This window comes from Pseudomonas sp. GD03944, assembly GCF_029839275.1.
In the GTDB taxonomy this organism is placed as follows: Bacteria; Pseudomonadota; Gammaproteobacteria; order Pseudomonadales; family Pseudomonadaceae; genus Aquipseudomonas.
The window spans coordinates 1-21460 of sequence record NZ_JAOCAH010000024.1; the positions used below are offsets into that span (position 1 = coordinate 1).

Annotated in this window: 19 protein-coding genes; 8 read left to right on the forward strand and 11 right to left on the reverse strand. The window is 64.1% G+C overall.

Going from position 1 to position 21460, the window contains the following annotated elements:
* Positions 1-167: 167 nt before the first annotated feature.
* From N5C28_RS23580 to pobA, 5 genes are all read right to left on the reverse strand, one after another.
* Positions 168-1442 carry an OprD family porin gene (locus N5C28_RS23580; protein ID WP_279825912.1) on the reverse strand — a complete coding sequence of 425 codons (1275 nt, stop codon included), beginning with the start codon at positions 1440-1442 and terminating at the stop codon, positions 168-170.
* A 72-nt stretch (positions 1443-1514) separates the two neighbouring features.
* Positions 1515-2837 carry a TRAP transporter large permease gene (locus N5C28_RS23585; protein WP_279825914.1) on the reverse strand — a complete coding sequence of 441 codons (1323 nt, stop codon included), beginning with the start codon at positions 2835-2837 and terminating at the stop codon, positions 1515-1517.
* The gene (locus tag N5C28_RS23590) at positions 2834-3364 is read right to left on the reverse strand and encodes a TRAP transporter small permease (RefSeq protein ID WP_279825916.1); all 531 of its coding nucleotides are present in this window, start codon (positions 3362-3364) and stop codon (positions 2834-2836) included. The genes N5C28_RS23585 and N5C28_RS23590 overlap by 4 nt, the downstream gene beginning before the upstream one ends.
* 59 nt (positions 3365-3423) lie before the next feature.
* A complete protein-coding gene (locus tag N5C28_RS23595) occupies positions 3424-4479 on the reverse strand; it encodes a TRAP transporter substrate-binding protein (protein ID WP_279825918.1) in 1056 nt (351 codons plus the stop codon).
* A gap of 227 nt (positions 4480-4706) precedes the next feature.
* The gene (pobA, locus tag N5C28_RS23600; RefSeq protein ID WP_279825920.1) at positions 4707-5891 is read right to left on the reverse strand and encodes a 4-hydroxybenzoate 3-monooxygenase; all 1185 of its coding nucleotides are present in this window, start codon (positions 5889-5891) and stop codon (positions 4707-4709) included.
* A 137-nt stretch (positions 5892-6028) separates the two neighbouring features.
* Between pobA and N5C28_RS23605 the strand changes: the two genes are divergently transcribed.
* Positions 6029-6898 carry a helix-turn-helix domain-containing protein gene (locus N5C28_RS23605; RefSeq protein WP_279825921.1) on the forward strand — a complete coding sequence of 290 codons (870 nt, stop codon included), beginning with the start codon at positions 6029-6031 and terminating at the stop codon, positions 6896-6898.
* Between the two features lie 404 nt (positions 6899-7302).
* Here the strand turns inward: N5C28_RS23605 and N5C28_RS23610 are convergent, their stop codons facing one another.
* The 3 genes from N5C28_RS23610 to N5C28_RS23620 all read right to left on the reverse strand — a co-directional run bounded on the left by N5C28_RS23610 (position 7303) and on the right by N5C28_RS23620 (position 10361).
* Positions 7303-8304: a tripartite tricarboxylate transporter substrate binding protein gene (locus tag N5C28_RS23610; protein WP_279825923.1), complete on the reverse strand. Its 1002-nt coding sequence runs from the start codon at positions 8302-8304 to the stop codon at positions 7303-7305.
* Between the two features lie 62 nt (positions 8305-8366).
* Positions 8367-9881, reverse strand: a complete 1515-nt coding sequence (locus N5C28_RS23615) for a tripartite tricarboxylate transporter permease (RefSeq protein WP_279825925.1) — start codon at positions 9879-9881, stop codon at positions 8367-8369.
* A 12-nt stretch (positions 9882-9893) separates the two neighbouring features.
* Entirely contained in the window at positions 9894-10361 is a 468-nt protein-coding gene (locus N5C28_RS23620) for a tripartite tricarboxylate transporter TctB family protein (RefSeq protein ID WP_279825927.1), read from the reverse strand.
* 643 nt (positions 10362-11004) lie between these two features.
* On the opposite strand from N5C28_RS23620, the gene N5C28_RS23625 reads away from it, so the two are divergent.
* From N5C28_RS23625 to N5C28_RS23640, 4 genes are all read left to right on the forward strand, one after another.
* On the forward strand, positions 11005-11781 hold the full coding sequence (locus N5C28_RS23625) for an IclR family transcriptional regulator (RefSeq protein WP_279825929.1): 777 nt from the start codon (positions 11005-11007) through the stop codon (positions 11779-11781).
* A gap of 452 nt (positions 11782-12233) precedes the next feature.
* Positions 12234-13283 carry a Gfo/Idh/MocA family oxidoreductase gene (locus tag N5C28_RS23630; protein ID WP_279825942.1) on the forward strand — a complete coding sequence of 350 codons (1050 nt, stop codon included), beginning with the start codon at positions 12234-12236 and terminating at the stop codon, positions 13281-13283.
* 42 nt (positions 13284-13325) lie between these two features.
* Positions 13326-14147: a sugar phosphate isomerase/epimerase gene (locus N5C28_RS23635; RefSeq protein ID WP_279825931.1), complete on the forward strand. Its 822-nt coding sequence runs from the start codon at positions 13326-13328 to the stop codon at positions 14145-14147.
* A 129-nt stretch (positions 14148-14276) separates the two neighbouring features.
* Positions 14277-15167 carry a DMT family transporter gene (locus N5C28_RS23640; protein WP_279825932.1) on the forward strand — a complete coding sequence of 297 codons (891 nt, stop codon included), beginning with the start codon at positions 14277-14279 and terminating at the stop codon, positions 15165-15167.
* A gap of 28 nt (positions 15168-15195) precedes the next feature.
* Here the strand turns inward: N5C28_RS23640 and N5C28_RS23645 are convergent, their stop codons facing one another.
* Entirely contained in the window at positions 15196-16476 is a 1281-nt protein-coding gene (locus N5C28_RS23645) for an MFS transporter (protein WP_279825944.1), read from the reverse strand.
* Between the two features lie 644 nt (positions 16477-17120).
* Here N5C28_RS23645 and quiC point away from each other — a divergent pair.
* Positions 17121-19028 carry a 3-dehydroshikimate dehydratase QuiC gene (gene quiC / locus N5C28_RS23650; protein WP_279825934.1) on the forward strand — a complete coding sequence of 636 codons (1908 nt, stop codon included), beginning with the start codon at positions 17121-17123 and terminating at the stop codon, positions 19026-19028.
* A 79-nt stretch (positions 19029-19107) separates the two neighbouring features.
* Positions 19108-19779, forward strand: coding sequence for a TetR family transcriptional regulator (locus tag N5C28_RS23655; RefSeq protein WP_279825935.1), 672 nt, complete (start codon positions 19108-19110; stop codon positions 19777-19779).
* Positions 19780-19836: 57 nt separating this feature from the next.
* Here the strand turns inward: N5C28_RS23655 and N5C28_RS23660 are convergent, their stop codons facing one another.
* Both N5C28_RS23660 and aroQ read right to left on the reverse strand, forming a co-directional pair.
* Positions 19837-20691: a shikimate dehydrogenase gene (locus tag N5C28_RS23660; RefSeq protein WP_279825937.1), complete on the reverse strand. Its 855-nt coding sequence runs from the start codon at positions 20689-20691 to the stop codon at positions 19837-19839.
* Between the two features lie 8 nt (positions 20692-20699).
* Positions 20700-21140, reverse strand: coding sequence for a type II 3-dehydroquinate dehydratase (gene aroQ, locus N5C28_RS23665; RefSeq protein ID WP_279825938.1), 441 nt, complete (start codon positions 21138-21140; stop codon positions 20700-20702).
* Between aroQ and N5C28_RS23670 the strand changes: the two genes are divergently transcribed.
* A partial coding sequence (locus N5C28_RS23670) for a hypothetical protein (protein ID WP_279825940.1) occupies positions 21139-21460 on the forward strand: 322 nt, incomplete at its 3' end. The genes aroQ and N5C28_RS23670 overlap by 2 nt on opposite strands.

The window sequence follows — 21460 nt, forward strand, 5'->3', positions numbered from 1 at the left end:
TTGTCGTTCTTGAGGCCATATGGTGGGTTACGGCGCAGCCGATTTTTGTGGTGTTGCAGGGCTTGCGGCCAGGCGCCTAACCCACCCTACGGATGGCGGCGTCGCCATAAAAAAGCCCGTCGCGGGGACGGGCTGAATAAACACTGGGAGTCAATCAGAAGCGGGTGTTACAGGATCGACAACGGGTAGTTGATGATCAGACGGTTCTCGTGCAGGTCCTGGCCAACGTCGCGGCGGACGTCGGAGTTGCGCCAGCGCACGCTGAGGTTCTTCAGGGTGCCTTCCTGGATGGTGTAGGCCAGTTCGGACTCGCGGCCCCACTCTTCGGCGTCCTTGCGGCCGCCAGCGTGGATGCTGTCGCCGCTGACGTAGCGGTTCATCAGGGTCAGGCCAGGGATGCCGACGCCGGCGAAGTTGAAGTCATGACGCAGCTGCCAGGAACGCTCGTTCGGGTTGTCGTAGCTGTTGGTGAAACCGTCGTTGACCAGGGTGCCGCCGCTGGCGCCGTCGATACGCATGAACTTGGTGTCGCCGTTCAGCTTCTGGTAGGCCACGGAGAAGGTATTGCTGCCGTGCTTGGCGGAGAGCATGCCCTGGTAGACCTTGTTGTCCAGCTTGCCGGCCTTGGCCGAGCCTTCGTCCTTGCCGTCGACGTAGCCGAGGTTGGCGCTCAGGGTCCAGTCACCGACCGGCTGGGCGTGGGTCAGTTGCACGTAGCTCTGCTGGTAGACGTCTTCCAGGCGGGCGTGCCAGACACCGACCATGGTGTTGTTGCCGTTGAACTTGTACTCGCCACCGGCGAAGTTGAAGTCGTCGCCTTCATGGGCAACTCCATTGAGGGTGAAGGTCATCTCCTCACGGCTGGCGTCGTGACGCTGGCTGTTCTTCCAGAACTGGCCGCCGTACAGGGTCAGGCCGTCGATTTCGTTGGAGGTGATCTGCGCACCCTGGAAGGTTTGCGGCAGGGAACGACCGTCGTCCGCACGCAGGATCGGCAGCACGGCGAACCACTCACCGACCTTCAGCTCGGTCTTGGAGATCTTGGCCTTGGCGGCGACGGCGGTACGGCCGAAGTCGTCAGCAGCCTGGCCGTCGTCGTGGATCGGCATCAGGTTGGTGTTGGCGGCGCCACGGTTGCCGTCCAGCTTGACGCTGTACAGGCCCAGCACGTCGAGGCCGAAGCCGACGGTGCCCTGGGTGAAGCCGGAGCGGGCGTCGAGGATGAAGCTCTGGGTCCAGCCTTCGGCCTGGCCCTGGAGTTCGCCCTGGATGCGCGGGTCGCTGTTGTTCAGGTAGTTGCGGTTGAAGTAGTAGTTACGCAGGCCGAGGGTGACCTTGGCGTCTTCGACGAAGCCGGCGGCATGGGTGGTCATTGGCAAGGCGCTGGCGGCGATGGCCAGTGCCACGAGGCTGGGTGGCAATGCGGCGATGGTTTTTGTCATTGTTGTTTTCCTTTGTTGTTGTGGTGAAGCGGCCCCCGTCGCTCCCACGGCGGGGGAGGTGAAACAGGGGCGTCAGGTCAGCCAGCGCACCAGGCACAGGGTGATCGAGGGGAACAGCACCAGGATGATCACCCGCACGATGTCCGAGATCAGGAACGGCACGACCCCGATGAATGCGTCGCGCATGCTGATATCGCGGGCCATGCTGGCGATCACGTAGACGTTCATGCCCACCGGCGGGGTGATCATGCCGATCTCCACCACCATCAGCGCCAGGATCCCGAACCAGATGGCCTTTTCCGTCTCGTCGAGGCCGTAGAAGTCCAGGCCCATGATGATCGGGAAGAAGATCGGGATGGTCAGCAGGATCATCGACATGGTGTCCATCACGCAGCCGAGCATCAGGTACAGGATCAGGATGCCCGCCAGTACCAGGAACGGCGGCAGTCCTGCCCCGGCCACCATGTCGGCCAGCGCGTTGGGCAATTGCGAGATGGCCAGGAAGGCGTTCAGCACGTCGGCACCCAGCAGGATCATGAAGATCATGGCGGTGGTGATCGCGGTGCCCAGCAGCACTTCCTTGAACTCGCCGAATTTCATCTTGCCCAGGGTAAAGGCGAAGAAGCCGGTACCCACGGTGCCGATGGCCGCGGCCTCGGTGGGGGTGAACCAGCCGCCGTAGATGCCGCCGAGCACCACCAGGAAGATCAGCAGCACCGGCCATACGCCTTTCTGCGCGATCAGCCGTTGCTTCCAGCTGGCCCGCTCCTGCGCCGGCCCGGACTCGGGAAAGAGCCGCACATAGATGGCGATGGTGATCATGTAGCCGATGACCGCCAGGATGCCGGGCACGAACGCGGCCATGAACAGGGTGGAGATGTTCTGCTGGGCCAGGATGGCGTAGATCACCAGTACCACCGAAGGCGGGATGAGAATGCCCAGGGTGCCCCCGGCGGCCAGGCAGCCCACGGCCAGGGAGTTGGAGTACTTGTAACGGCGCAGCTCCGGCAGTGCCACCTGGCCCATGGTCGCGGCGGTGGCGATGGAGGAGCCGCATACCGCGCCGAACGCCGCGCAGGAGCCGATGGCGGAAATCGCCAGACCGCCGCGCCAGTGGCCGACCATGCTGGCCGCCGCACGGAACAGGCCGGTTGCCAGGCCACCGCGGGAGGCGAACTGCCCCATCAGCAGAAACAGTGGAATCACCGACAGGTCGTAGACGGTGTAGCGGGCGTAGGCGACCGTCTTCAGGTAATTGAGCAGCGGGTCCCAGCCGCTGATCGAGACATAGCCGGCAATGCCGGTGATCAGCATGGCGATGGCGATCGGTATGCGGATGGCCAACAGGATCAGCAGGAAAACGAGGAACAGCCCTCCCAATGCGAAACTGCTCATGGCCGTTCTCCTTCACCGAGGTAATCCAGCCAGGCGGTGTAGAGCGCGACCACGGCCAGCAGGGCGAAGGCCGGGGCGAAAGGGGTCATCGACCACCACATGGGAATGCCCATGATGATCGACTCTTCGCCGTTGGCGTAGGTGTCGAGGGTGCCGACCGCCGAGCGCCAGGCCAGCAGCACGGCGCAGACGGCCATCAGCAGGCAGCCCAGGGTGTCCAGGAACCGGCGCACGTTGGCCGAGGCCTTGAGGGTGAAGGCGTCGACGATGACATTGCCGCGGCGCAGCTGGCACAGCGGCAGAAAGCTGACCACGGCGATGCCGCAGCCCATCTGCACCAGCTCCACGTCGCCGAGCAATGGGGCGTCGAAGAGGGTGCGCATGGCGATGCTGTAGGCCGACAGCAGGGTAATGGCGACCAGGATCAGGCCACCGACGATGGCCAGCCAGCGTGCCAGGGCATCCAGCAGGCGGCCAAGCGGCCGCGTGCGATGAGCCTGCCCCGGGTAAACAGGGTTTTCGATCATGAGGAAACTCCGCAAGGGCCGGTGTTGTTACACCGGCCATGGCAACGACGGTGACGGTTTCAGTTGGCGAGCTTGGCGTTGTACGCCTCGACCCGGTCACGTACGTCCTGCAGCAGGGCTGCACCGTTCTCGTTGCCTTTGCTCTCGACTTCCTTGATCCAGTCCTTGTCCAGCTTGCTGCCGATGGCGACCCACTTGGCCTGTTCTTCTGCGGGCAGCACGTAAATCTCGTTGCCACGCGATTCGGCCAGCTTGTGGCCGGTCTCGATCACGTTGGTGTCCCAGATGTGCCCGGCCTGGCGCGACAGCTCGCGGCCGCTGTTGTTGTCGATGATCTGGCGCAGGTCATCGGGCAGGCTGGCGTACTTGGCCGGGTTCATGGCCAGGACCAGGGCGGTGTGCATCAGCGCCGGCTGACCGGGGGCCATTTCGGTGTGGTACTTCACCAGTTCATGCAGTTTCAGCGCCGGTACCACGTCCCATGGCAGCACGGCCCCGTCGACGACCCCTTTGGACAGCGCCTCGGGAACCTGGGGAACCGGCATGGCCACCGGCGTGGCGCCGAGCATGGAAATGAGCTTGGTCGACACGCGGTTGGCCGAGCGCAGCTTCAGGCCGCGGAAATCGGCCAGGGTGCGAATCGGCTTTTTCGCGGTGTGCAGCAGGGCACCGTCGGTGAGGTGGGTGGCCAGCAGGTGCACGCCGGCGAATTCCTTCTGCCCGTGGGCTTCGAGGAAGTCCCACATGGCCTGGCTGCTGGCTTCCGAGGAGCGGCTCATGAACGGCAGTTCGAAGGCCGAGGCCAGGGGGAAGCGGCCGCTGGTGTAGCCCGGCAGGGTCCAGACGATATCGGCGACGCCGTCGCGGGCCTGGTCGATCAGTTGTGGCGGGGTGCCGCCCAGTTGCATCGAGGGGTAGAACTGGAACTGGATCCGGCCGTTGGATTCGGCGGTGACCTTCTCGGCCCAGGGCTTGAGGAAGTCGGCCTGGGTGACCGAGTGGGCGGGCAGGAAGTGGTGAATCTTGAGGGTCACCTCGGCCTCGTCGGCGTGGGCCTGGAGGGAGAAGACGCCAGCGGTCAGTAGGGTCACGAAGGCTTTGGAAAGCTTGTGCATCGCAGTGTTCCTTTCTTATTAATTGTTAGTTGGCGATCAGTTGCAGCCCTTGGGGCTGCCCGTTGTGGCAGGCAAAGTGGCCCGCACCCTGTGCGACTCGCTGCCTGCATGGTGCGAGGTCGCACGTCGCGATTCAATTCGATCAAAGGCTTAGTGGGCGATAATCGAACGCATTGCGATGACGGCGCGGGGACGCATTCAGGTCGCCGGTGTCCGGCGCCCCGTCGTTACTCGATCGTTTCGTACGGCAGGCCGACGTAGTTCTCGGCGATGGTCTTGCGACCGGCCTCGGAGCTCACGAAGTAATCCAGCTCGGTTTCCTGCATGCGCCGGCTGAAATCGTCGGTGTCGGGAAAACGGTGCAGCATCGAGGTCATCCACCAGGAGAAGCGCTCGGCCTTCCAGATGCGCCGCAGGCAGATCGCCGAGTAGCGTTCGGTCAGTTCAACGCGCCCTTCGCGGTAGACCTTGAGCAGGATGCGGAACAGCGTGTTGACGTCGCTGGCGGCCAGGTTCAGCCCTTTGGCACCAGTGGGCGGCACGATGTGCGCGGCGTCGCCGACCAGGAACAGGCGCCCGTACTGCATGGGCTCGACCACGAAACTGCGTAGCGGGGCGATGCTCTTTTCGATGGAGGGGCCGGTGACCAGCTTGTCGGCGATGTGCTGTGGGAGACGGCTTTTCAGCTCGTCCCAGAAGCGCTCGTCGGACCAGTCTTCGACGCGCTCGTCGGCGGCGACCTGCACGTAGTAACGGGTGCGGGTGGGGGAACGCATGCTGCACAGGGCGAAGCCGCGCTCGTGGTTGGCGTAGATCAGCTCGTCGTTCACCGGCGGGGTGTCGGCGAGGATGCCCAGCCAGCCGAAGGGGTAGACCCGTTCGAACTCGCGCAGTTGGTCCGCCGGGATGGATTGCCGGGACACGCCGTGGAAGCCGTCGCAGCCGGCGATGTAGTCGCATTCCAGGCGCAGGGTCTGGCCCTGGTGGACAAAGGTCACCGAAGGGCGCTCGCCCTGCAGGTCGTGGGGCTGCACGTCGCTGGCTTCGTAGAAGGTGGGGGCGCCGCAGGCCTGGCGGGCGTCCATCAGGTCGCGGGTGACTTCGGTCTGGCCGTAGACCATGACGCTCTTGCCGCCGGTCAGGCCCTTGAGGTCGATGTGTTCGCAGCGGCCGTTGAAGGCCAGCTCGAAGCCGTCGTGGACCAGGCCCTCGCGGTCCATGCGTTCGGCCACGCCGGCCTCGCGCAGCAGGTCGACCATGCCCTGTTCCAGCACCCCGGCGCGGATGCGCCCGAGGACGTAGTCGGGGCTTTGCCGTTCGATGATCACGTTGGCGATGCCGGCGTTGTGCAGCAGTTGGCCAAGCAGCAGCCCGGAGGGGCCGGCGCCGATGATGGCGACTTGTGTCTTCATTATTGTTCTCCTGTCGACCGGTGCCGACGCACGTGGTGTCTGATGCACCGTGCCTGTATTTTTTGTGGATCGGCGGTGGGCTTTGAAGGCACTATCGAACGCAATTCATGGACTTTTCATGGTTTCTGGAGGCGCGTGTGCTGAAACACCAGGAGGCGGCGGTACCGGTTTTCAAGCTGTATGGCGAGACGGCGGCCTGGCCGACACCGGATCTCATTCACTGCGAGTCGATCCCCGAGCGCAGCCGCTTGCACGAATGGGAGATCAAGCCGCACAGGCATGGCGACCTGGTGCAGGTGCTGTATGTCCAAGGCGGGCAGGCCGAGCTGGAAGTGGAGGGGCGCAGCAACTTGGTCGCCATGCCGGCGCTGCAGGTGGTGCCGGCGCTCAGCGTGCATGGTTTTCGTTTTTCCCGGGACATCCAGGGCTATGTCCTGAGCCTGGCGCAGCCCCTGGTGGAGCAGCTGTGCAGCACCCTGGACAGCCAGGTGATGAAAACCCCGGTGTGCTATGCGGTGGGGGATGAGGTGCCGCAGCTGGATGCGCTGTTCGCCTCGATCGTGCAGGAGTATGGCCGCCAGGCACCGGGCCGTGACCTGATGCTGCAGGCGTTGATCAGCGTGCTGCTGGTATCGATCAGCCGCCGCTGGCTGGCGCTGTCGAGCCAGGAAAGCCCGGCGCGCGACCGGGGCCGCGAGCACGTCGAGGCGTTCACCAAACTGCTCGAGGCGCACTTTCGCGCCCACTGGCCCATCGAACGCTACGCGGCGGCGGTGGGCATCAGCGCCGCGCACCTGAACGCGCTGTGCCGGCGCCTGGCGGGGCAGTCGGCGTTGCAGATGGTCAACCAGCGGCTGGTGCTCGAAGCCAAGCGTTGCCTGGTGTACACGGTGATGACTGTGAACCAGGTGTCGGACAGTCTGGGCTTTTCCGAGCCGGCGTATTTTTCGCGGTTCTTCAAACGGGAAACGGGCGTGGCGCCCAAGGCGTTTCGCATTCAGCGTTGAGTGTAGGCGTGGTGGTTGTCGCGGCTGAAGCCCCTCCCACAGTCAGCGCAGGATGGATCGATCCCGGGTATCGCTGCGCTCGACCCAGGCTACGGGATGGTGTCGGTTGCCGCGACAGAAACATGCCCACGGAGCATGTTCCTGTAGGAGCGGGCTTGCCCGCGAGCTTTTGGGCAGGCTGGAGTGAGAGATCACGCTTCCTCGATCCACACTCGATGGTGGATGTAAAAAGCGACATCCACCCTACGGGGCTGGTCTATCCCGGGTATCGCTGCGCTCAGCCCAGGCTACGGGAGGAGGCGGTTTTTCGGTGGCCGGAAACTGAAACGCCTCCCAAGGCATGACCCTGTGGGAGGCGCTTCAGTGGCGACTGCGCGGGCATCAGCCAGCGCTAGGCCAGTGGCTTACGGCTGCGGAATACCGACGGAATCCGGCGAGACTTCGATGGCCTTGGCCTTGTACATCGACCAGGCGGTGACCGACTGCCAGCGCTTGAGGAACTCCTCGGCTTCGGCGCCGTTGAGGTTCAGGCTCTGGGCGCCGTAGTTCTTAAGGAAGCCCTGGAACTCTTCATTGGCAACGGCTTTGCCGTAGGCATCGACCAGCTTCTTCTTGATGTCGTCCGGGGTGTCCTTGTGCACGAAGGCGCCCCAGAACGGGCCCCACGGCAGGTACTCGGCGATGTCCGGCAGGGCCTTGGTGATCGGCTCGACGCCCGGCAGCTCCGGCACTTCCTCGGCGGCCAGCACGGCCAGGGCCTTCAGCTTGCCGGAGCGCACCAGCTCTTGTGCAGCAGCCAGGCTCAGCGGCATGAAGTCGATGTGCTTGCCCATCAGTGCGGTGATGCCCGGGCCGTCGCCGCCGAAGGTCACCTCACGGACTTTCATCTCGCCCACGGCGTTGACCATGGCGTGTACGGTGCTGGGCAGGCCGCCCGCGCCGGTGGAACCCATGCGCAGGGTGTCCGGTTTGGCCTTGGCTTCGGCCAGCAGCTCGGCCATGGAGTTGAACGGGCTGTCGGCGTTGGCGGCGATCACCACCACGTTCTGGCCGATGATGTTGACCGGGTAGAAGTCGGCGTAGTCGAAGTCGGCCAGTTTCAGCACCTTGTACAACTGCGGGTTCTCGGCGCCCAGCAGCAGGGTGTAGCCGGTGGGCTTCTGCTGCAGCACGTAGCTGCTGCCGATCACCGCGGTGCCGCCGGGGCGGTTGTTGAGGATCAGCTTGGTGCCCAGTTCCTTCTCGACGTAGGGGGAGAGGCTGCGCATCACGTTGTCGGTGGCGCCGCCGGCCCCCCAGGGGATCACTGCCTGGATGCTGCGCTCCGGGTATTCGGCATGTGCGGGCAGGGCGAGCGTCAGTGCGCTGAGGGAAAAAGCGACGCCGGTCAGTAGGTGTTTGAGCATGTGGAGTTTCTCCATTGGTTGTTTTTATTTATCCGTTTCCGGAGCATGCGTGACGCGGTGGATCAAGGTTGAATCGATGCAGCTTTGCGTTTGCGTTTCAGCCAGCCGAACAGCGGCGTGTTGCTCAGCAGGACCAGCACCAGTGCCGTTGTCAGGATCAGCGACACCGGGCTGCCGATCAGTTCGCCGAACAGCTCGACCGGGTTGTCACCCACCGAGGCCATGGCCTGGCGGTAGGAGCTGTCCATCAGCGGGCCGAGGATGACGCCGAGGATGATCGGCCCCATCTGGAAGCCGAAGGCCTTGAGGAAGTAACCGAGCAGGCCGAAGCCGAGCATCCAGTAGACTTCGGTCATGCTGCTGTTGATCGAGTACGTGCCCACGGTGCACAGCACCAGGATCAGCGGGATCAGTACCGCCTTGGGAAGCTCCACCACCTTGGCAAAGAGCTTGATGCCCATCAGGCCGAAGATCAGCAGGAACACGTTGGCCAGCGCCAGGTTGCCCACGGTGAACCAGAAGATGTGCGGGTTCTCGACCATCAGCATCGGGCCGGGGTTGAGGCCATGGATTACCAGGGCGCCGATGATCACGGCGGTGACCGCATCGCCCGGCATGCCCAGGGTCAGCATCGGCACGTAGGCACTGCCGACCGCGGCGCTGTTGGCGGTTTCCGGTGCCACCAGGCCTTCGTAGGCGCCTTCGCCGAAGGGGGTGGTGGGGTTTTTCACGGTGCGCTTGGCATGGTCGTAGGCCATCAGCGCGGCGATATCACCGCCAACGCCCGGCAGGGCACCGACGATCACGCCGATGGCCGAGGTGCGCAGCGACAGGGGCAGGAACTTGAGGATCATCGCGAGTGGCGGAACGATCTTGCTGACGTTCTGCTTGACCACCTGGGTGTTGAGGTTGTGCAGCTGGTAGAGGGCTTCGGCGACGCCGAACAGGCCGATCATCACCACCACGTAGTGGATGCCGCCCATCAATTCCATCTGGCCCATGGTAAAGCGTCCCTGGGCCGTGACCGGGTCCATGCCGACCATGCCGATGACCGCGCCCAGTGCCACGGCGAAAATGCCCTTGGCCAGGCTGCCTTCGGCGAGGCTGCCGACCAGCATCAGGCCGATAGCGGCGATCAGGAAGTAGTCACGCGGGGCGAACTTCAGCGCCAGGTCGCCGAGAACCGGCGCTGCGCCAGCCAGCACGACGGTCCCGGCGAGGCCGCCGATGACCGACATCACCGTACTCAGGCCAATGGCGCGACCGGCTTCGCCTCGCTTGGCCAGCGGGTAGCCGTCGAACGAGGTCGCCACTGAGGACGGGCCGCCGGGAATATTCAGCAGAATGGCGCTACGCGAGCCGCCGTAGACTCCACCGATGAAGATGCCGACGATCAGCGCCAGGGCCTGGTTGACGTCCCAGGAAAAGGTAAAGGACACCAGGATCGACACCGCCATGGTGACCGACAGCCCCGGGATCGCGCCGATGTAGATGCCGGCGAAGGTGCCCAGTGCCGTCAGCAACAGCAGGTTGGGGTCCATCCAGGCCAGCAGCAGGTAAGAGAGTGTTTCGCTCATGGGAATATCGACTCAGGGCAGGTAGACGCTGAACGCCAGGGTGAAGAGGGCATAGATCGTCAGTACGGAAACGGTGGCGGCGAACAGGGCGGAAAGGAGCTTGCCGCGGCGCAGGTAGACGATGGACGCCATCAGGAACACGAAGGTGCTGACGTAGAAGCTGACCCACTGGATCGCGGCCAGATAAGCGATCGAGAGCAGGGTGAAAACCACGATGTGACGAGGAAAGTGTTCGTGGTTGAAGCGCTTGAACGCGTCACTCCAACTGGTGCTCTGGCGTTCCTTGCCGCGCAGTTCGTAGAGCACGCGCACGGAGGAGATCAGCATGACGATGCTGATGCCGAGGGGGAACGCACCTGGCGAACTGACGGAGGAAAAGCCGGCGATCAGGTAGGCCTGGTAGAGCACGGCGACGCTGAGGATCACCAGCAGGACGCAGAAGGTACGCTCGCCGACCGGCACTTTTTTCTGGGTGTTCATGCAGAGCTCCAATGGAAAGGGCTGAAGCATCCATGGCTTGGGCGGACAGGTGTCCGGCGTTCGGTATCAGGCGCGCGTGCAACGCTCGCGAAGCGGCAGGCCGTCGTGTCGTCGTGCGAACAGGGGGCGAGTCTGCAAGGACCGGGTGTGGTCGTGCGCCAGGGCCGGCATGATGGCCGTGATGGCGGCAGGGGAAAGGGACGACCAGCCTTCGGACGAAGGCCCGGCAGTCGCGCGAATGGCGTCGGTGACCATTCGTTGTGCAGAGGCAAACACAGACAGGAGCTGTGACATGGGGCATGACCTTTTTATATTTATAGGTTCAGTGATGCTGAAACGAAGCATGCGTTCAGCGGCTATAAAGGCCGCGAACGACAGCGAACATGGACCGAATAGTGTGATGGGATCCGCCTCATTTCAATTCGCTAATCCTGTTTGTGTTCGATAACCGAACAAGAACGGACTGGTTAGTACATAGCGTTGCGCCCCGATTATGGCAGCGTCCGGCGCGGATCAGCCAGTAGCCGAAAGGCGAAAATCTCGATGTGTGCGAGGGCATGAACGAGGCGGGCGCTGCATCGGTGGATTCCGCCGGGCGCGCGAAGTCTTTTAGAATCGCGCAAATTCACTCAGGAACCGAGCCATGGCCGGGAGTCAGATAGAACGCGCGTTGGGCCTGCTGGAAAGCCTGGCGGACGACGCCGCGGGTGTACCGATGCAGACCCTGGCGGACCGGTTGGACATTCCTAAAAGTGCCACGCACCGCATGCTGGCCGAGCTGATTCGCCTCGGTTACGTACGCCAGGACCCGCAGACCAGCCGCTATCGGTTGTCGACCAAGCTGGTCGCCCTGGGCTTTCGCTACCTGGCCAGCAGCGGGGCGGACGCCGTGCAGCCGGTGCTGGATCGCCTGGCGGTGCAGAGCGGCGAGTTGGTGCGCCTGGGGGTGATCGAGGGCGAACGCCAGACCTGGATCGCCAAGTCTCAAGGCGCGCGCTCCGGCCTGCGCTATGACCCGGACATGGGGCGTGATGCGCCGCTGTTCTACACCGCATCGGGCCATGCCTGGCTGGCCAGCCTGGCGGATGACGAGGCGTTGGCGCTGGTGGCGCGCCAGGGCATTGCCGACCCGGCGCAATTCGGCCCCAACGCACCGCGCGATGAGCAGGCGCTGCTGGAGCGCCTGGCACTGGCCCGCCAGCAGGGGTATGCCTGGGTAATGGAAAGCTCGTCGCTGGGTACCGCAGCCCTGGCGGCCGTGGTGCGCAACCCGCTCGACGGCCGGGTGATCGGTGTACTCAGCATCGCCGGCCCCAGCGCGCGCCTGCCGCTGGCGCGTATTCACGAACTGGCTCCGGAACTGCTTGCCGCCGCCGAAGAACTCTCCGCCGCCAGCCCCGCCTCCGAGTTGTTCGCCTAGCCCTCTGCGATTCACCGTTCTGGTGGATGTAAAAAGCGACATCCACCCTACGGGCATGCTGTTCTGTGGGAGGGATTTATCCGCATTGCTGCATAGCTTGTCGCGGCTAAAGCCCCTCCCACGAATGGTGAGGCGTTCCGCCCTCCCGTAGGGTGGATCACGCTCCATCGATCCACCACCGGTGGTGAATCACCGATCTGGCGGATGTGAAGCGCGACATCCTCCCTACGGAGGAGCGATGAGATGTGGGAGGGGCTTCAGCCGCGACATCCACGGCTCTCCGTCCCCGTTAAAAACGCTTCCCGCGTGCGACAAGCCCCCAGCGAACGCATCTGTCCTTCGTTGTATTTTCGCCTTGCGTAAATTTTGGAACTGAGTTCTAAATTAAAAAAGAGCAGTACCGGAGCAATTCGGTGCTGGCGCGCGAGAACGACAACAAGAGGATCAACCGCGTGACGTTTCCCCTGCGTATTGCGCTGATCGGTGCCGGTGTCATGGGCCGCCAGCATTGCCAGCACCTGCGGCGCTGCGATGAGGTGCAGTTGTGTGCCATTGCCGACCCGGGCCTCCAGGCTGAGGCATTCGCTGCCGAGCACGGCGTGCCATATTTCACCGATCACCGGCGGATGCTGGAGCAGGTGCGGCCTGAGGCGGTCATCGTCGCCAATCCCAATGCCCTGCATGTGAGCACGGCGCTGGACTGCATCGCCGCTGGTGTCCCGGTGCTGCTGGAAAAACCGGTTGGCGTGCACCTCGATGAAGTGCGCGAGCTGGTAGCGGCCAGCGAGCGCCACGGCGTACCGGTGCTGGTTGGCCACCACCGGCGGCACAACCCGCTGATCGCGCGTGCCCATGAGCTGCTGCAAGACGGGGCGCTGGGGCGACTGACCACGGTCACCGCGCTCTGGCAGTTGCAGAAACCCGCCAGTTACTACGACATCCCCTGGCGCCGCGAACCGGGCGCCGGAATGCTGCTCACCAACCTGATCCATGACCTCGACCTGCTGCGCCACCTCTGTGGCGAAGTGCGGCAGGTGCAGGCCTTCACCAGCAACGCGGTCCGCGGTTTCGCCAACGAAGACTGCGCCGCCGTGCTGCTGCAGTTCGAGAACGGCGCCCTGGGGACGCTGACGGGGTCCGACGCGGTGGCGGCGCCCTGGAGCTGGGAGCTGGATTCCGGGGAGAACCCGGTGTACCCGCGCCAGGCCGACCAACCCTGTTACCTGTTGGCGGGGACCGGCGGCGCCCTGAGCATTCCGCAACTCAAACGCTGGCATTACGCCGAGCCCGGCGCGGGCTGGCACCAGCCCTTGCTGCAGGAGCAGGAGGTGTACCCCCGCGAGGAGGCACTGGACCGACAGCTGCGCCATTTCGTGCAGGTGGCCCGCGGCCTGGCTGAGCCCCTGGTGAGTGCGTCTGACGCTGGGCGGACCCTGGCACTGATCGAGGCGATTCGCCGCGCCGCCGAAAGCGGCCAGGCCTGCTGCCCCGAAACCCTCTGATCAATCGCGGCGGTGAGCCGAGCGCTATGAAGAGAGCATCCCATGAGTGAACGTGTATTTTCCCTGGCGGCCCTGACGGTCCTCGAGCTGTCGCCGCCCGAGATGGTTGAGGTGGCTGCACGGGCCGGCTACAGCCACGTCGGGCTGCGCCTGGTGCCGGCGACCCCCGAGGAGCACCATTTCCCGCTGGTGGCGGACGCCGGTTTGCGCCGGCAGACCCGTCAGCGTTTGAGCGACAGCGGCATCGCTGTGCTCGATATCGAGATCCTGCGGCTCAAGCCGGACACCGTGGTGGCGGACTTCGATGCCATCCTGGCGGGGGGCGCCGAGTTTGGTGCCACCGAGGTGCTGGTGGCGGGCAACGATGCTGATGAGGCGCGTCAGACCGATAACTTCGCCGCGCTCTGCGACCTGGCCAGGCCCTATGGCTTGCACCCGCACCTGGAGTTCATGCCCTGGACCGATGCACGCGATCTGGAACAGGCGGCGCGCATCGTCGCCACGGCGGACCGGGCGAACGGCGGGGTGCTGGTGGATGCCTTCCATTTCGATCGCTCGGCCTCGCGGCTGGAGGCGCTGCGGGCCGTGCCGCCCGCGCGTCTGCGCTATGCCCAGTTGTGCGATGTGGCGGGGCCACGGCCAGACGACATGGCGGAAATCCTGCGACAGGCCCGCAACGAGCGCCGCTTTCCGGGGGATGGCGACTGCGACCTGCTCGGGCTGCTGAGAGCGTTGCCGGCCGGTATTCCGCTCAGCCTGGAAATCCCCACGCGGCAGTTGCTGGAGCAGGGGGTGAGTGCGTTGCAGCGGGCGCAGATGGCGCTGGACAAGGCCCGTGCGGTCGTGGCCGGTGCGGCAGGCTGATGGGCTGCACGTCGCCTCGGGTTGTTCGCCGGTATGCAGTTCTATATCGTCTGCGGAGCACCAACCGGTTCGTCCATATAGTTAGCAAGCTATAAATTAGCTTGCGTGCTGTCCTGCCATGAGTAGCCCATGAGTTCGCCCAGTTCACCGCTGTCAGGCGCCAGTCATCCGCTGAAGGGGATTCTCCTGCTGGTGCTGGCGACCTTCCTGTTCGCCAGCCACGATGCGCTGTCCAAATACCTGTCGGGATTCTACCCGGTGGTCATGGTGGTGTGGGCACGCTACGTGGTGCACACGCTGCTGATGGCCGGCATCTTCCTGCCGCAGTCCGGGCTGCGGGTGCTGCGCAGCAAGCGACCGGGCCTGCAGACGCTGCGGGCCATGTGCCTGCTGGGGACCAGCCTGCTGTTCACCAGCGGCCTGCTGTTCATTCCGCTGGCCGAGGCCACGGCGGTCAACTTCCTCGCGCCGCTGCTGGTCACTGCGCTGTCCGTGCCGCTGCTGGGCGAACGGGTATCCGCGGGGCAGTGGGGCGCGGTGCTGCTGGGCTTCGTCGGGGTGCTGGTGATCGTCCACCCGGGCGGCGAGCTGTTCACGCCGGCGGTGCTGCTGCCGTTCGGCTCGGCGCTGTGCTTCAGCTTCTACCAGATCCTCACGCGCAAGCTCAGCGAGTACGACAGCCCGACCACCAGCAACTTCTTTGCGGGCTTGGTCAACACCATCGCAATCAGTTTGCTGGTGCCGTTCTTCTGGCAGGTGCCGAGCCTCGAGCACCTGTTCTTCATGCTGGCGCTGGGTGCCTGCGGGATGAGCGCGCACCTGTTCCTGACCCAGGCCTTCCGCCAGGCGGCACCGGCGCTGCTGGCACCGTTCGGCTACTGCCAGATCGTCTTCGCCGGGCTGCTCGGGTTCGTGGTGTTCGGGCATACGCCGGAGCTGGTTACCCTGGTAGGGATCGTGCTGATCTGCTGCAGCGGCTTGGGCGCCGTGTGGCTGCAACAGCGTGCCGGCAAGAAGTGAGAGGCCCTTGCGGGCCTCTCTGAAGGACTCAGTCGCCGGTTTGCGGTAGCTCGCGTGGCGCCATGAAGAACAGCCACAGCAGCGCGGTGAAATAGGTCGCCGGGATCAGGGTGAACAGCACCGCGTAATTGTTCTGGGTCGTGGTCAGTACGTAGCCGACGATCTGTGTCATGAACATCCCGCCAATCGCCGCGCACATCCCGCCGAAGCCGAAGACCGTGCTCATCAGGTGCTTGGGCGTGTAGTCCATGACCAGGCTCCAGATGTTCGCCGTCCACGCCTGGTGGGCACCGACTGCCAGGGCAATGGCCAGCACGGCGATCCACAGGCCACTGGCGTTGGCTGCGAACACCACGCTGACGATGGTGCTGGCGAAAATCAGCATCGAGGCCAGCCGCGCACTGGTGGGGCGGACGCCGCGGCCGATCAGCCAGGACGACAGCACGCCGCCGCCGATGCTGCCGAAGTCGGCGGTCAGCCAGATCAGGATCAGCGGAATGCCCATCTGGGTGACGCTGATGCCGAGGTTATACTGCTGGTTGAGGAAGGGCGGCAGCCAGTAGAGGTAAAACCAGAAGACCGGTGCGGTGATGGTGTAGGCGAGGGCGAATGCCCAGGTGCCGCGCATGCGCAGGATCTGCGACAGGGCCACCTTGGTCGGCTCCGGCTCGGCTTCCTGCTGGATGTAGTCCAGTTCGCTCTGCTTCACCCGCGGGTGGTCTTCGGGGTTGTAGTACTTCAGCGCCCAGAACACCAGCCAGACCAGGCCGAGAAAGCCCATGCCGATGAAGGCCGCTTCCCAGCCCCAGATGCTCAGGATTAGGGGCAGCAGGGCAGGGGTGACCATGGCGCCGACGTTGGTGCCGGCGTTGAAGATGCCGGTGGCGATGGCCCGCTCCCCGGCGGGGAACCAGATACGCGTGGTCTTGACGCAGGCCGGGTAGTTCGCCGCCTCGGTGAGACCAAGAATGAAACGGCAGACCATGAAGCCGGCCGCCGAGGTGGCCAGGCCGTGGGCGCCCGTGGCCAGGCTCCAGAGCAGCACGGCGAAGAAGAACGCGCGCTTCACGCCGACCTTGTCGATGAGTCGTCCCTGGATCAGGAAGCCGATGGCGTAGCCCACCTGGAACCAGAAGTTGATGTTGGCGTAATCCATGGCCGTCCAGCTCATCTTCTCGGCCAGGATCGGCTGCATGACCCCGAGCGCAGCGCGGTCGATGTAGTTCAGGGTGGTGGCGAAGAACACCAGGGCGAGCATGCCCCAGCGGGTCTTGCCGACCGCCATCGCGCCGCGGATCTTGTCGCCCATGCCGCCATGGCCAAGGCCGGGCGCCGGTGTGCGGGAGGTGTACTGTGAGTGGTTCATCGTGGTTGCCATCCAGTCCTGTACAGGACGCGTGTCAGTCGTGGTTTCATGCGCGCGCACGGCATCCGTCGGCAGCGAACGGGCTGCGGGCGAGGCTTGTAGCGAGCGTGGCGGGCCGTGGCCTGTGCCCTCGAAGGGCAGCAGGTTGCGGTTTAAGGAGAAGCCTTGTCGGCGCGGGAGTCTGGGCGGGCGGATCGCTGCCAGGGGGTGCCTGTTGGCGTAGCGTGATGAGAACAAGAGTAGGCAGCAGGCAGGCTGAATACGAACATCTGGGACACCATTTCTTGAAATTGTCATGGCGGGCAGCGCGGCGCGTCGGGCCGCGGTTGCACGCCTGGTTTCAGTCGCCGAGGGGCGCGCTGCGCGGCTCGGCTTGACTGCGGTGGAGGGATGGTGGGCAGTTGCCGATGTGACGTCAATTCGAATGGGCGGCCTTGTGTTCGATTATCGAACGAAAAACTAACCAGTTCGTACACTTTGAATTGCTGTCCCCAAACGCTGCGCCAATAATCGTTGAACCCTGAAACGCGTCCGCGCGAAACAACAGGCCAGGCCATAAGCCGCAGGCCAATAACCAGGAGTTGAACATGCAGCGTTCCATTGCCACCGTGTCCTTGAGCGGTACCCTGCCAGAGAAGCTCGAAGCCATCTCCGCCGCCGGTTTCGACGGGGTCGAGATCTTCGAGAACGACCTGCTCTACTACGATGGCAGCCCGCGCGACGTGCGGCGCATGTGTGCCGACCTGGGCATCGCGATCACGCTGTTTCAACCTTTCCGCGATTTTGAAGGCTGTCGCCGCGACCGCCTGGCGCGCAATCTGGACCGGGCCGAGCGCAAGTTCGACCTGATGCAGGAACTCGGTACCGACCTAGTGCTGGTGTGCAGCAACGTGGCGGCGGACTCGCTGGGCGATGAGGGAATCCTGGTGGATGACCTGCGCCTGCTGGCGGAGCATGCCGGTGCCCGCGGTCTGCGCATCGGTTACGAGGCGTTGGCCTGGGGGCGTCACGTCAACACCTACCAGCAGGTGTGGAGTCTGGTGCGCCAGGCCGACCACCCGGCGCTGGGGGTGATCCTCGACAGTTTCCATACCCTGTCGCTCAAGGGCGACCCGACGGCGATCCGCGAAATTCCCTGCGACAAGATCTTCTTCGTGCAGATGGCCGATGCGCCGATCCTGGCCATGGACGTGCTGGAGTGGAGTCGGCATTTCCGCTGCTTCCCGGGGCAGGGGGAGTTCGACCTGCCGGGCTTCCTCGCGCCGATCATCCAGACGGGTTACAGCGGGCCGCTGTCCCTGGAAATCTTCAACGACGGCTTCCGCGCCGCACCGCCGCGCGCCAATGCCGCCGATGGCCTGCGCTCGCTGCTGTACCTGGAAGAGAAGACCCGGGCGCTGCTGCAGAAAGACGCGGCATCCGCTAACCTCGATATCCTGTTCGCGCCGCCAGTGGCCAGCCGTTACGACGGCATCGAATTCCTCGAATTCGCCGTGGACGAGGCGGTGGGTGCCAAGCTCGCCCACTGGCTGGAGCGTCTCGGCTTCGCCCGCGCCGGGCAGCACCGCTCCAAGGACGTCAGCCTGCTGCGTCAGGGCGATATCAACATCGTGTTGAATGCCGAGCCCTATTCGTTCGCCCACAACTTCTTCGAGTCCCACGGCCCTTCGCTGTGCGCCACGGCGTTGCGGGTCAAGGACGGTGCGACAGCCCTGCAACGGGCGTGCGATTTCCGTGGCCAGCCCTATCGCGGGCTGATCGGCCCCAATGAGCGCGAGATTCCCGCGGTGCGCGCGCCGGATGGCAGCCTGATCTACCTGGTGGGGCAGGCCGCTGAAGGGCAGACCATCTATGACAGCGACTTCCGCCTCGACCCGGCCGCGTCTGAAACCGGCAGCCTGCAGCGCATCGACCACATGGCCCTGGCGTTGCCGGCGGACAGCCTCGACAGCTGGGTGCTCTTCTATAAAAGCCTGCTGGATTTCGAGGCCGACGACGAGGTCGTGCTGCCCGATCCCTATGGGCTGGTAAAAAGCCGCGCACTGCGCAGTCGCTGCAGCTCGGTGCGGCTGCCGCTGAATATCTCCGAGAACCGCAACACTGCCATCGCCCACGCGCTGTCCAGTTACCGCGGCTCGGGGGTGCACCACATCGCCTTCTCCTGCGAGGACATTTTCAAGGAAGTGGCCCGGGCCAAGGACGCCGGCGTGCCGCTGCTGGACATTCCGCTCAATTATTACGACGATCTCGCCGCGCGATTCGATTTCGACGACGAGTTCCTCAGCGAGCTGGCGTACTACAACGTGCTGTACGACCGCGATGCCCAGGGCGGCGAGCTCTTCCACGTCTACACCGAGGCCTTCGAAGAACGCTTCTTCTTCGAAATCATTCAGCGCAAGAATGGGTATGTCGGCTATGGCGCCGCCAACGTGGCCGTACGTTTGGCGGCCATGGCCAAGGCACGCAGCGGTTCGACCCGGCGTGTGCAGTTGTAAACCAGCAATGGGCGCTTTCTGAATAAATAAGTCGAGTGTGCGGCGCCCGTCCGCACGCTCCAATAAACAGTGAGTCCGTATGAGTAATCCTGCTGTAGCCGTGGCTGACGCCAGTGAGGAGCCCGCTCGCAAGGGGCGCAAGAACAACCCGGAGAAAACCCGCGAAAGCATCCTGCAGGCGGCGATCACCGAGTTCGTCCAGTATGGGCTGTCGGGGGCGCGGGTCGACGCGATCGCCGAGCGCACGCAAACCTCCAAGCGCATGATCTATTACTACTTCGCCAGCAAGGAGCTGCTGTACATGGCCGTGCTGGAGAAGCTCTATGGCGACATCCGGCGCACCGAGAATACCCTGCACCTGGCGGAGCTGGACCCGGTCGACGCGATTTGCCGGCTGGTCGAGTTCACCTTCGATCACCATGACCACAACGTCGATTTCGTGCGCATCGTCAGCATCGAGAACATCCACCATGGCGAGCACATCACCCAGTCCGAGGTGATACCGACCCTGAACAACTCGGTGTTGCAGGCGATTGCCGACATTCTGCGCCGGGGAGAGGAGGACGGTACGTTCCGCAGCGGGCTCGATCCGCTGGATGTGCACATGCTGATCAGCTCGTTTTGCTTTTATAGGGTGTCGAACCGACACACCTTCGGCACGATTTTCCAGATCGACCTGTCCGATGACGCGGTGCGGCAGCGGCACAAGCAGGTGATCTGCGAATCCGTGTTGCGCTACATGCGCCGCTGATCCGGTATATAGAAAGAAGAAAGGGCCCCGCGGGGCCCTTTGTCGTTTCAGCGGTAATCAATCGAAGCTGGCAAAGTGATCCAGCATGCGCTGGGCGTCTGGTGCGACACCGCTGAACAGCTCGAATGCTTTCACTGCCTGGAACACCGCCATGGTGCCACCGTCCAGCGTCTTGCAGCCCAGTGCGCGGGCGTCGCGCAACAGTTCGGTTTCCAGTGGGAAGTAGACGATCTCCGCCACCCACAGCTCACGACGCAGCAGCGACTTGGCCACCGGCGTGCCGGGCAGTTTGGCCATGCCCATGGGGGTGGTGTTCACCAGCCCGTCGGCAGCAGCCATGGCCGCTTCGAGATCATGCCCGGCGCGGGCCCTGATCGAGCCGAAGTGGCGATTGAGGTTGTCCGCCAGCACCTGGGCACGTTCGGGCTCGACATCGAACACAGAGAGTTGCTCGACGCCTTCGCTCAACAACGCATGGGCCACGGCTGCTCCGGCACCGCCCGCGCCCATCTGCACCACATGGCGGCGCGCGACGTTCGGCAGGCCCCGGCGGAAACCTTCGGCAAAGCCCAGGCAATCGGTGTTGTGACCGACGCGCTTGCCGTCCTTCAGCACCACCGTGTTGACCGCACCGATGCCCTTTGCCTCGTCCGACAGTTCATCCAGCAGCGGGATGATGACCTGCTTGCACGGGAAGGTGATGTTCAGTCCGGTAAAGCCCATCTGTTGAGCGGCGGTTAGCAGAGAGGGCAGGGCGTCGCTGTCGAGCTTGAGCTGGTCGAGGTCGATCAGCCTGTATAAGTAGCGCATGCCCTGGGCGTCGCCTTCGCGCTCATGCATGGCGGGAGTGCGGGAGCCTTGGATGCCGGCGCCGATCAGACCGGCAAGAATGCTGGGAGAAAGTGAAGGCATGGTCGCATTCATCCTTTGAGCTGGTGGCTGAAGTGCTGCAGAGCCAGGCGATAGCCCTGGCTACCCAATCCACAGATCACACCGACGGCGATCGACGACACGAAAGAGATGTGCCGGAAGGCCTCGCGCTTGTGCACGTTGGACAGGTGCACTTCGATCACGGGCAGCTCGCTGGCAACCAGCGCATCGCGAATGGCGACCGAGGTGTGGGTCCAGGCGGCGGGGTTGATGAGGATGCCGGCGCAACGGCCGCGCGCCTGGTGGATCCAGTCCAGCAGTTCGCCTTCGTGGTTGGTCTGGCGGAATTCGATGACCAGGCCGCATTCGGCAGCGGTATCGGCGCAGAGTCGGGAGATGTCGGCCAGCGTTTCGTGCCCGTAGGTCGCCGGTTCGCGCGTGCCAAGCAGGTTCAGGTTGGGGCCGTTAAGCACCAGTATGGTGTGAGTCATGGATCGAGCCTCTATTGTTATTCTGGCCAAGCCGAGCAAGGGCCTGGGCGATGTGAGGCGAAAATGTACTAACTGGTTAATTCGGTCAATGGCTTGCCCGGCTAAACCGAGGTGCTTTGCCATGGGTGGGGCCGATTGGAAATCGCTTCTATCGTGCTATCTAGCTGTTTTTGTTGGATTTTATGGGTTTTATGAAGCCGGCTCGATGTGGGCAGGTGGCGCTTACAAACCGTTCGATTATCGGCCTGCCCTGGCGTCCATAAGCGATGTCGCTATAGAGGAAGGGGCGCCATTTGGCGGCGTGTACGGCCAGATGACAG

Coding starts and splice junctions, on each gene's coding strand:
- N5C28_RS23620 (WP_279825927.1), bottom strand. CDS start 10,361: ATGAACACCCAGAAAAAAGTGCCGGTCGGCGAGCGTACCTTCTGCGTC.
- N5C28_RS23615 (WP_279825925.1), bottom strand. CDS start 9,881: ATGAGCGAAACACTCTCTTACCTGCTGCTGGCCTGGATGGACCCCAAC.
- N5C28_RS23660 (WP_279825937.1), bottom strand. CDS start 20,691: ATGCCTTCACTTTCTCCCAGCATTCTTGCCGGTCTGATCGGCGCCGGC.
- N5C28_RS23595 (WP_279825918.1), bottom strand. CDS start 4,479: ATGCACAAGCTTTCCAAAGCCTTCGTGACCCTACTGACCGCTGGCGTC.
- N5C28_RS23590 (WP_279825916.1), bottom strand. CDS start 3,364: ATGATCGAAAACCCTGTTTACCCGGGGCAGGCTCATCGCACGCGGCCG.
- N5C28_RS23625 (WP_279825929.1), top strand. CDS start 11,005: ATGGCCGGGAGTCAGATAGAACGCGCGTTGGGCCTGCTGGAAAGCCTG.
- N5C28_RS23645 (WP_279825944.1), bottom strand. CDS start 16,476: ATGGGCGACAAGATCCGCGGCGCGATGGCGGTCGGCAAGACCCGCTGG.
- N5C28_RS23640 (WP_279825932.1), top strand. CDS start 14,277: ATGAGTTCGCCCAGTTCACCGCTGTCAGGCGCCAGTCATCCGCTGAAG.
- N5C28_RS23580 (WP_279825912.1), bottom strand. CDS start 1,442: ATGACAAAAACCATCGCCGCATTGCCACCCAGCCTCGTGGCACTGGCC.
- N5C28_RS23585 (WP_279825914.1), bottom strand. CDS start 2,837: ATGAGCAGTTTCGCATTGGGAGGGCTGTTCCTCGTTTTCCTGCTGATC.
- quiC (WP_279825934.1), top strand. CDS start 17,121: ATGCAGCGTTCCATTGCCACCGTGTCCTTGAGCGGTACCCTGCCAGAG.
- aroQ (WP_279825938.1), bottom strand. CDS start 21,140: ATGACTCACACCATACTGGTGCTTAACGGCCCCAACCTGAACCTGCTT.
- N5C28_RS23635 (WP_279825931.1), top strand. CDS start 13,326: ATGAGTGAACGTGTATTTTCCCTGGCGGCCCTGACGGTCCTCGAGCTG.
- N5C28_RS23655 (WP_279825935.1), top strand. CDS start 19,108: ATGAGTAATCCTGCTGTAGCCGTGGCTGACGCCAGTGAGGAGCCCGCT.
- pobA (WP_279825920.1), bottom strand. CDS start 5,891: ATGAAGACACAAGTCGCCATCATCGGCGCCGGCCCCTCCGGGCTGCTG.
- N5C28_RS23610 (WP_279825923.1), bottom strand. CDS start 8,304: ATGCTCAAACACCTACTGACCGGCGTCGCTTTTTCCCTCAGCGCACTG.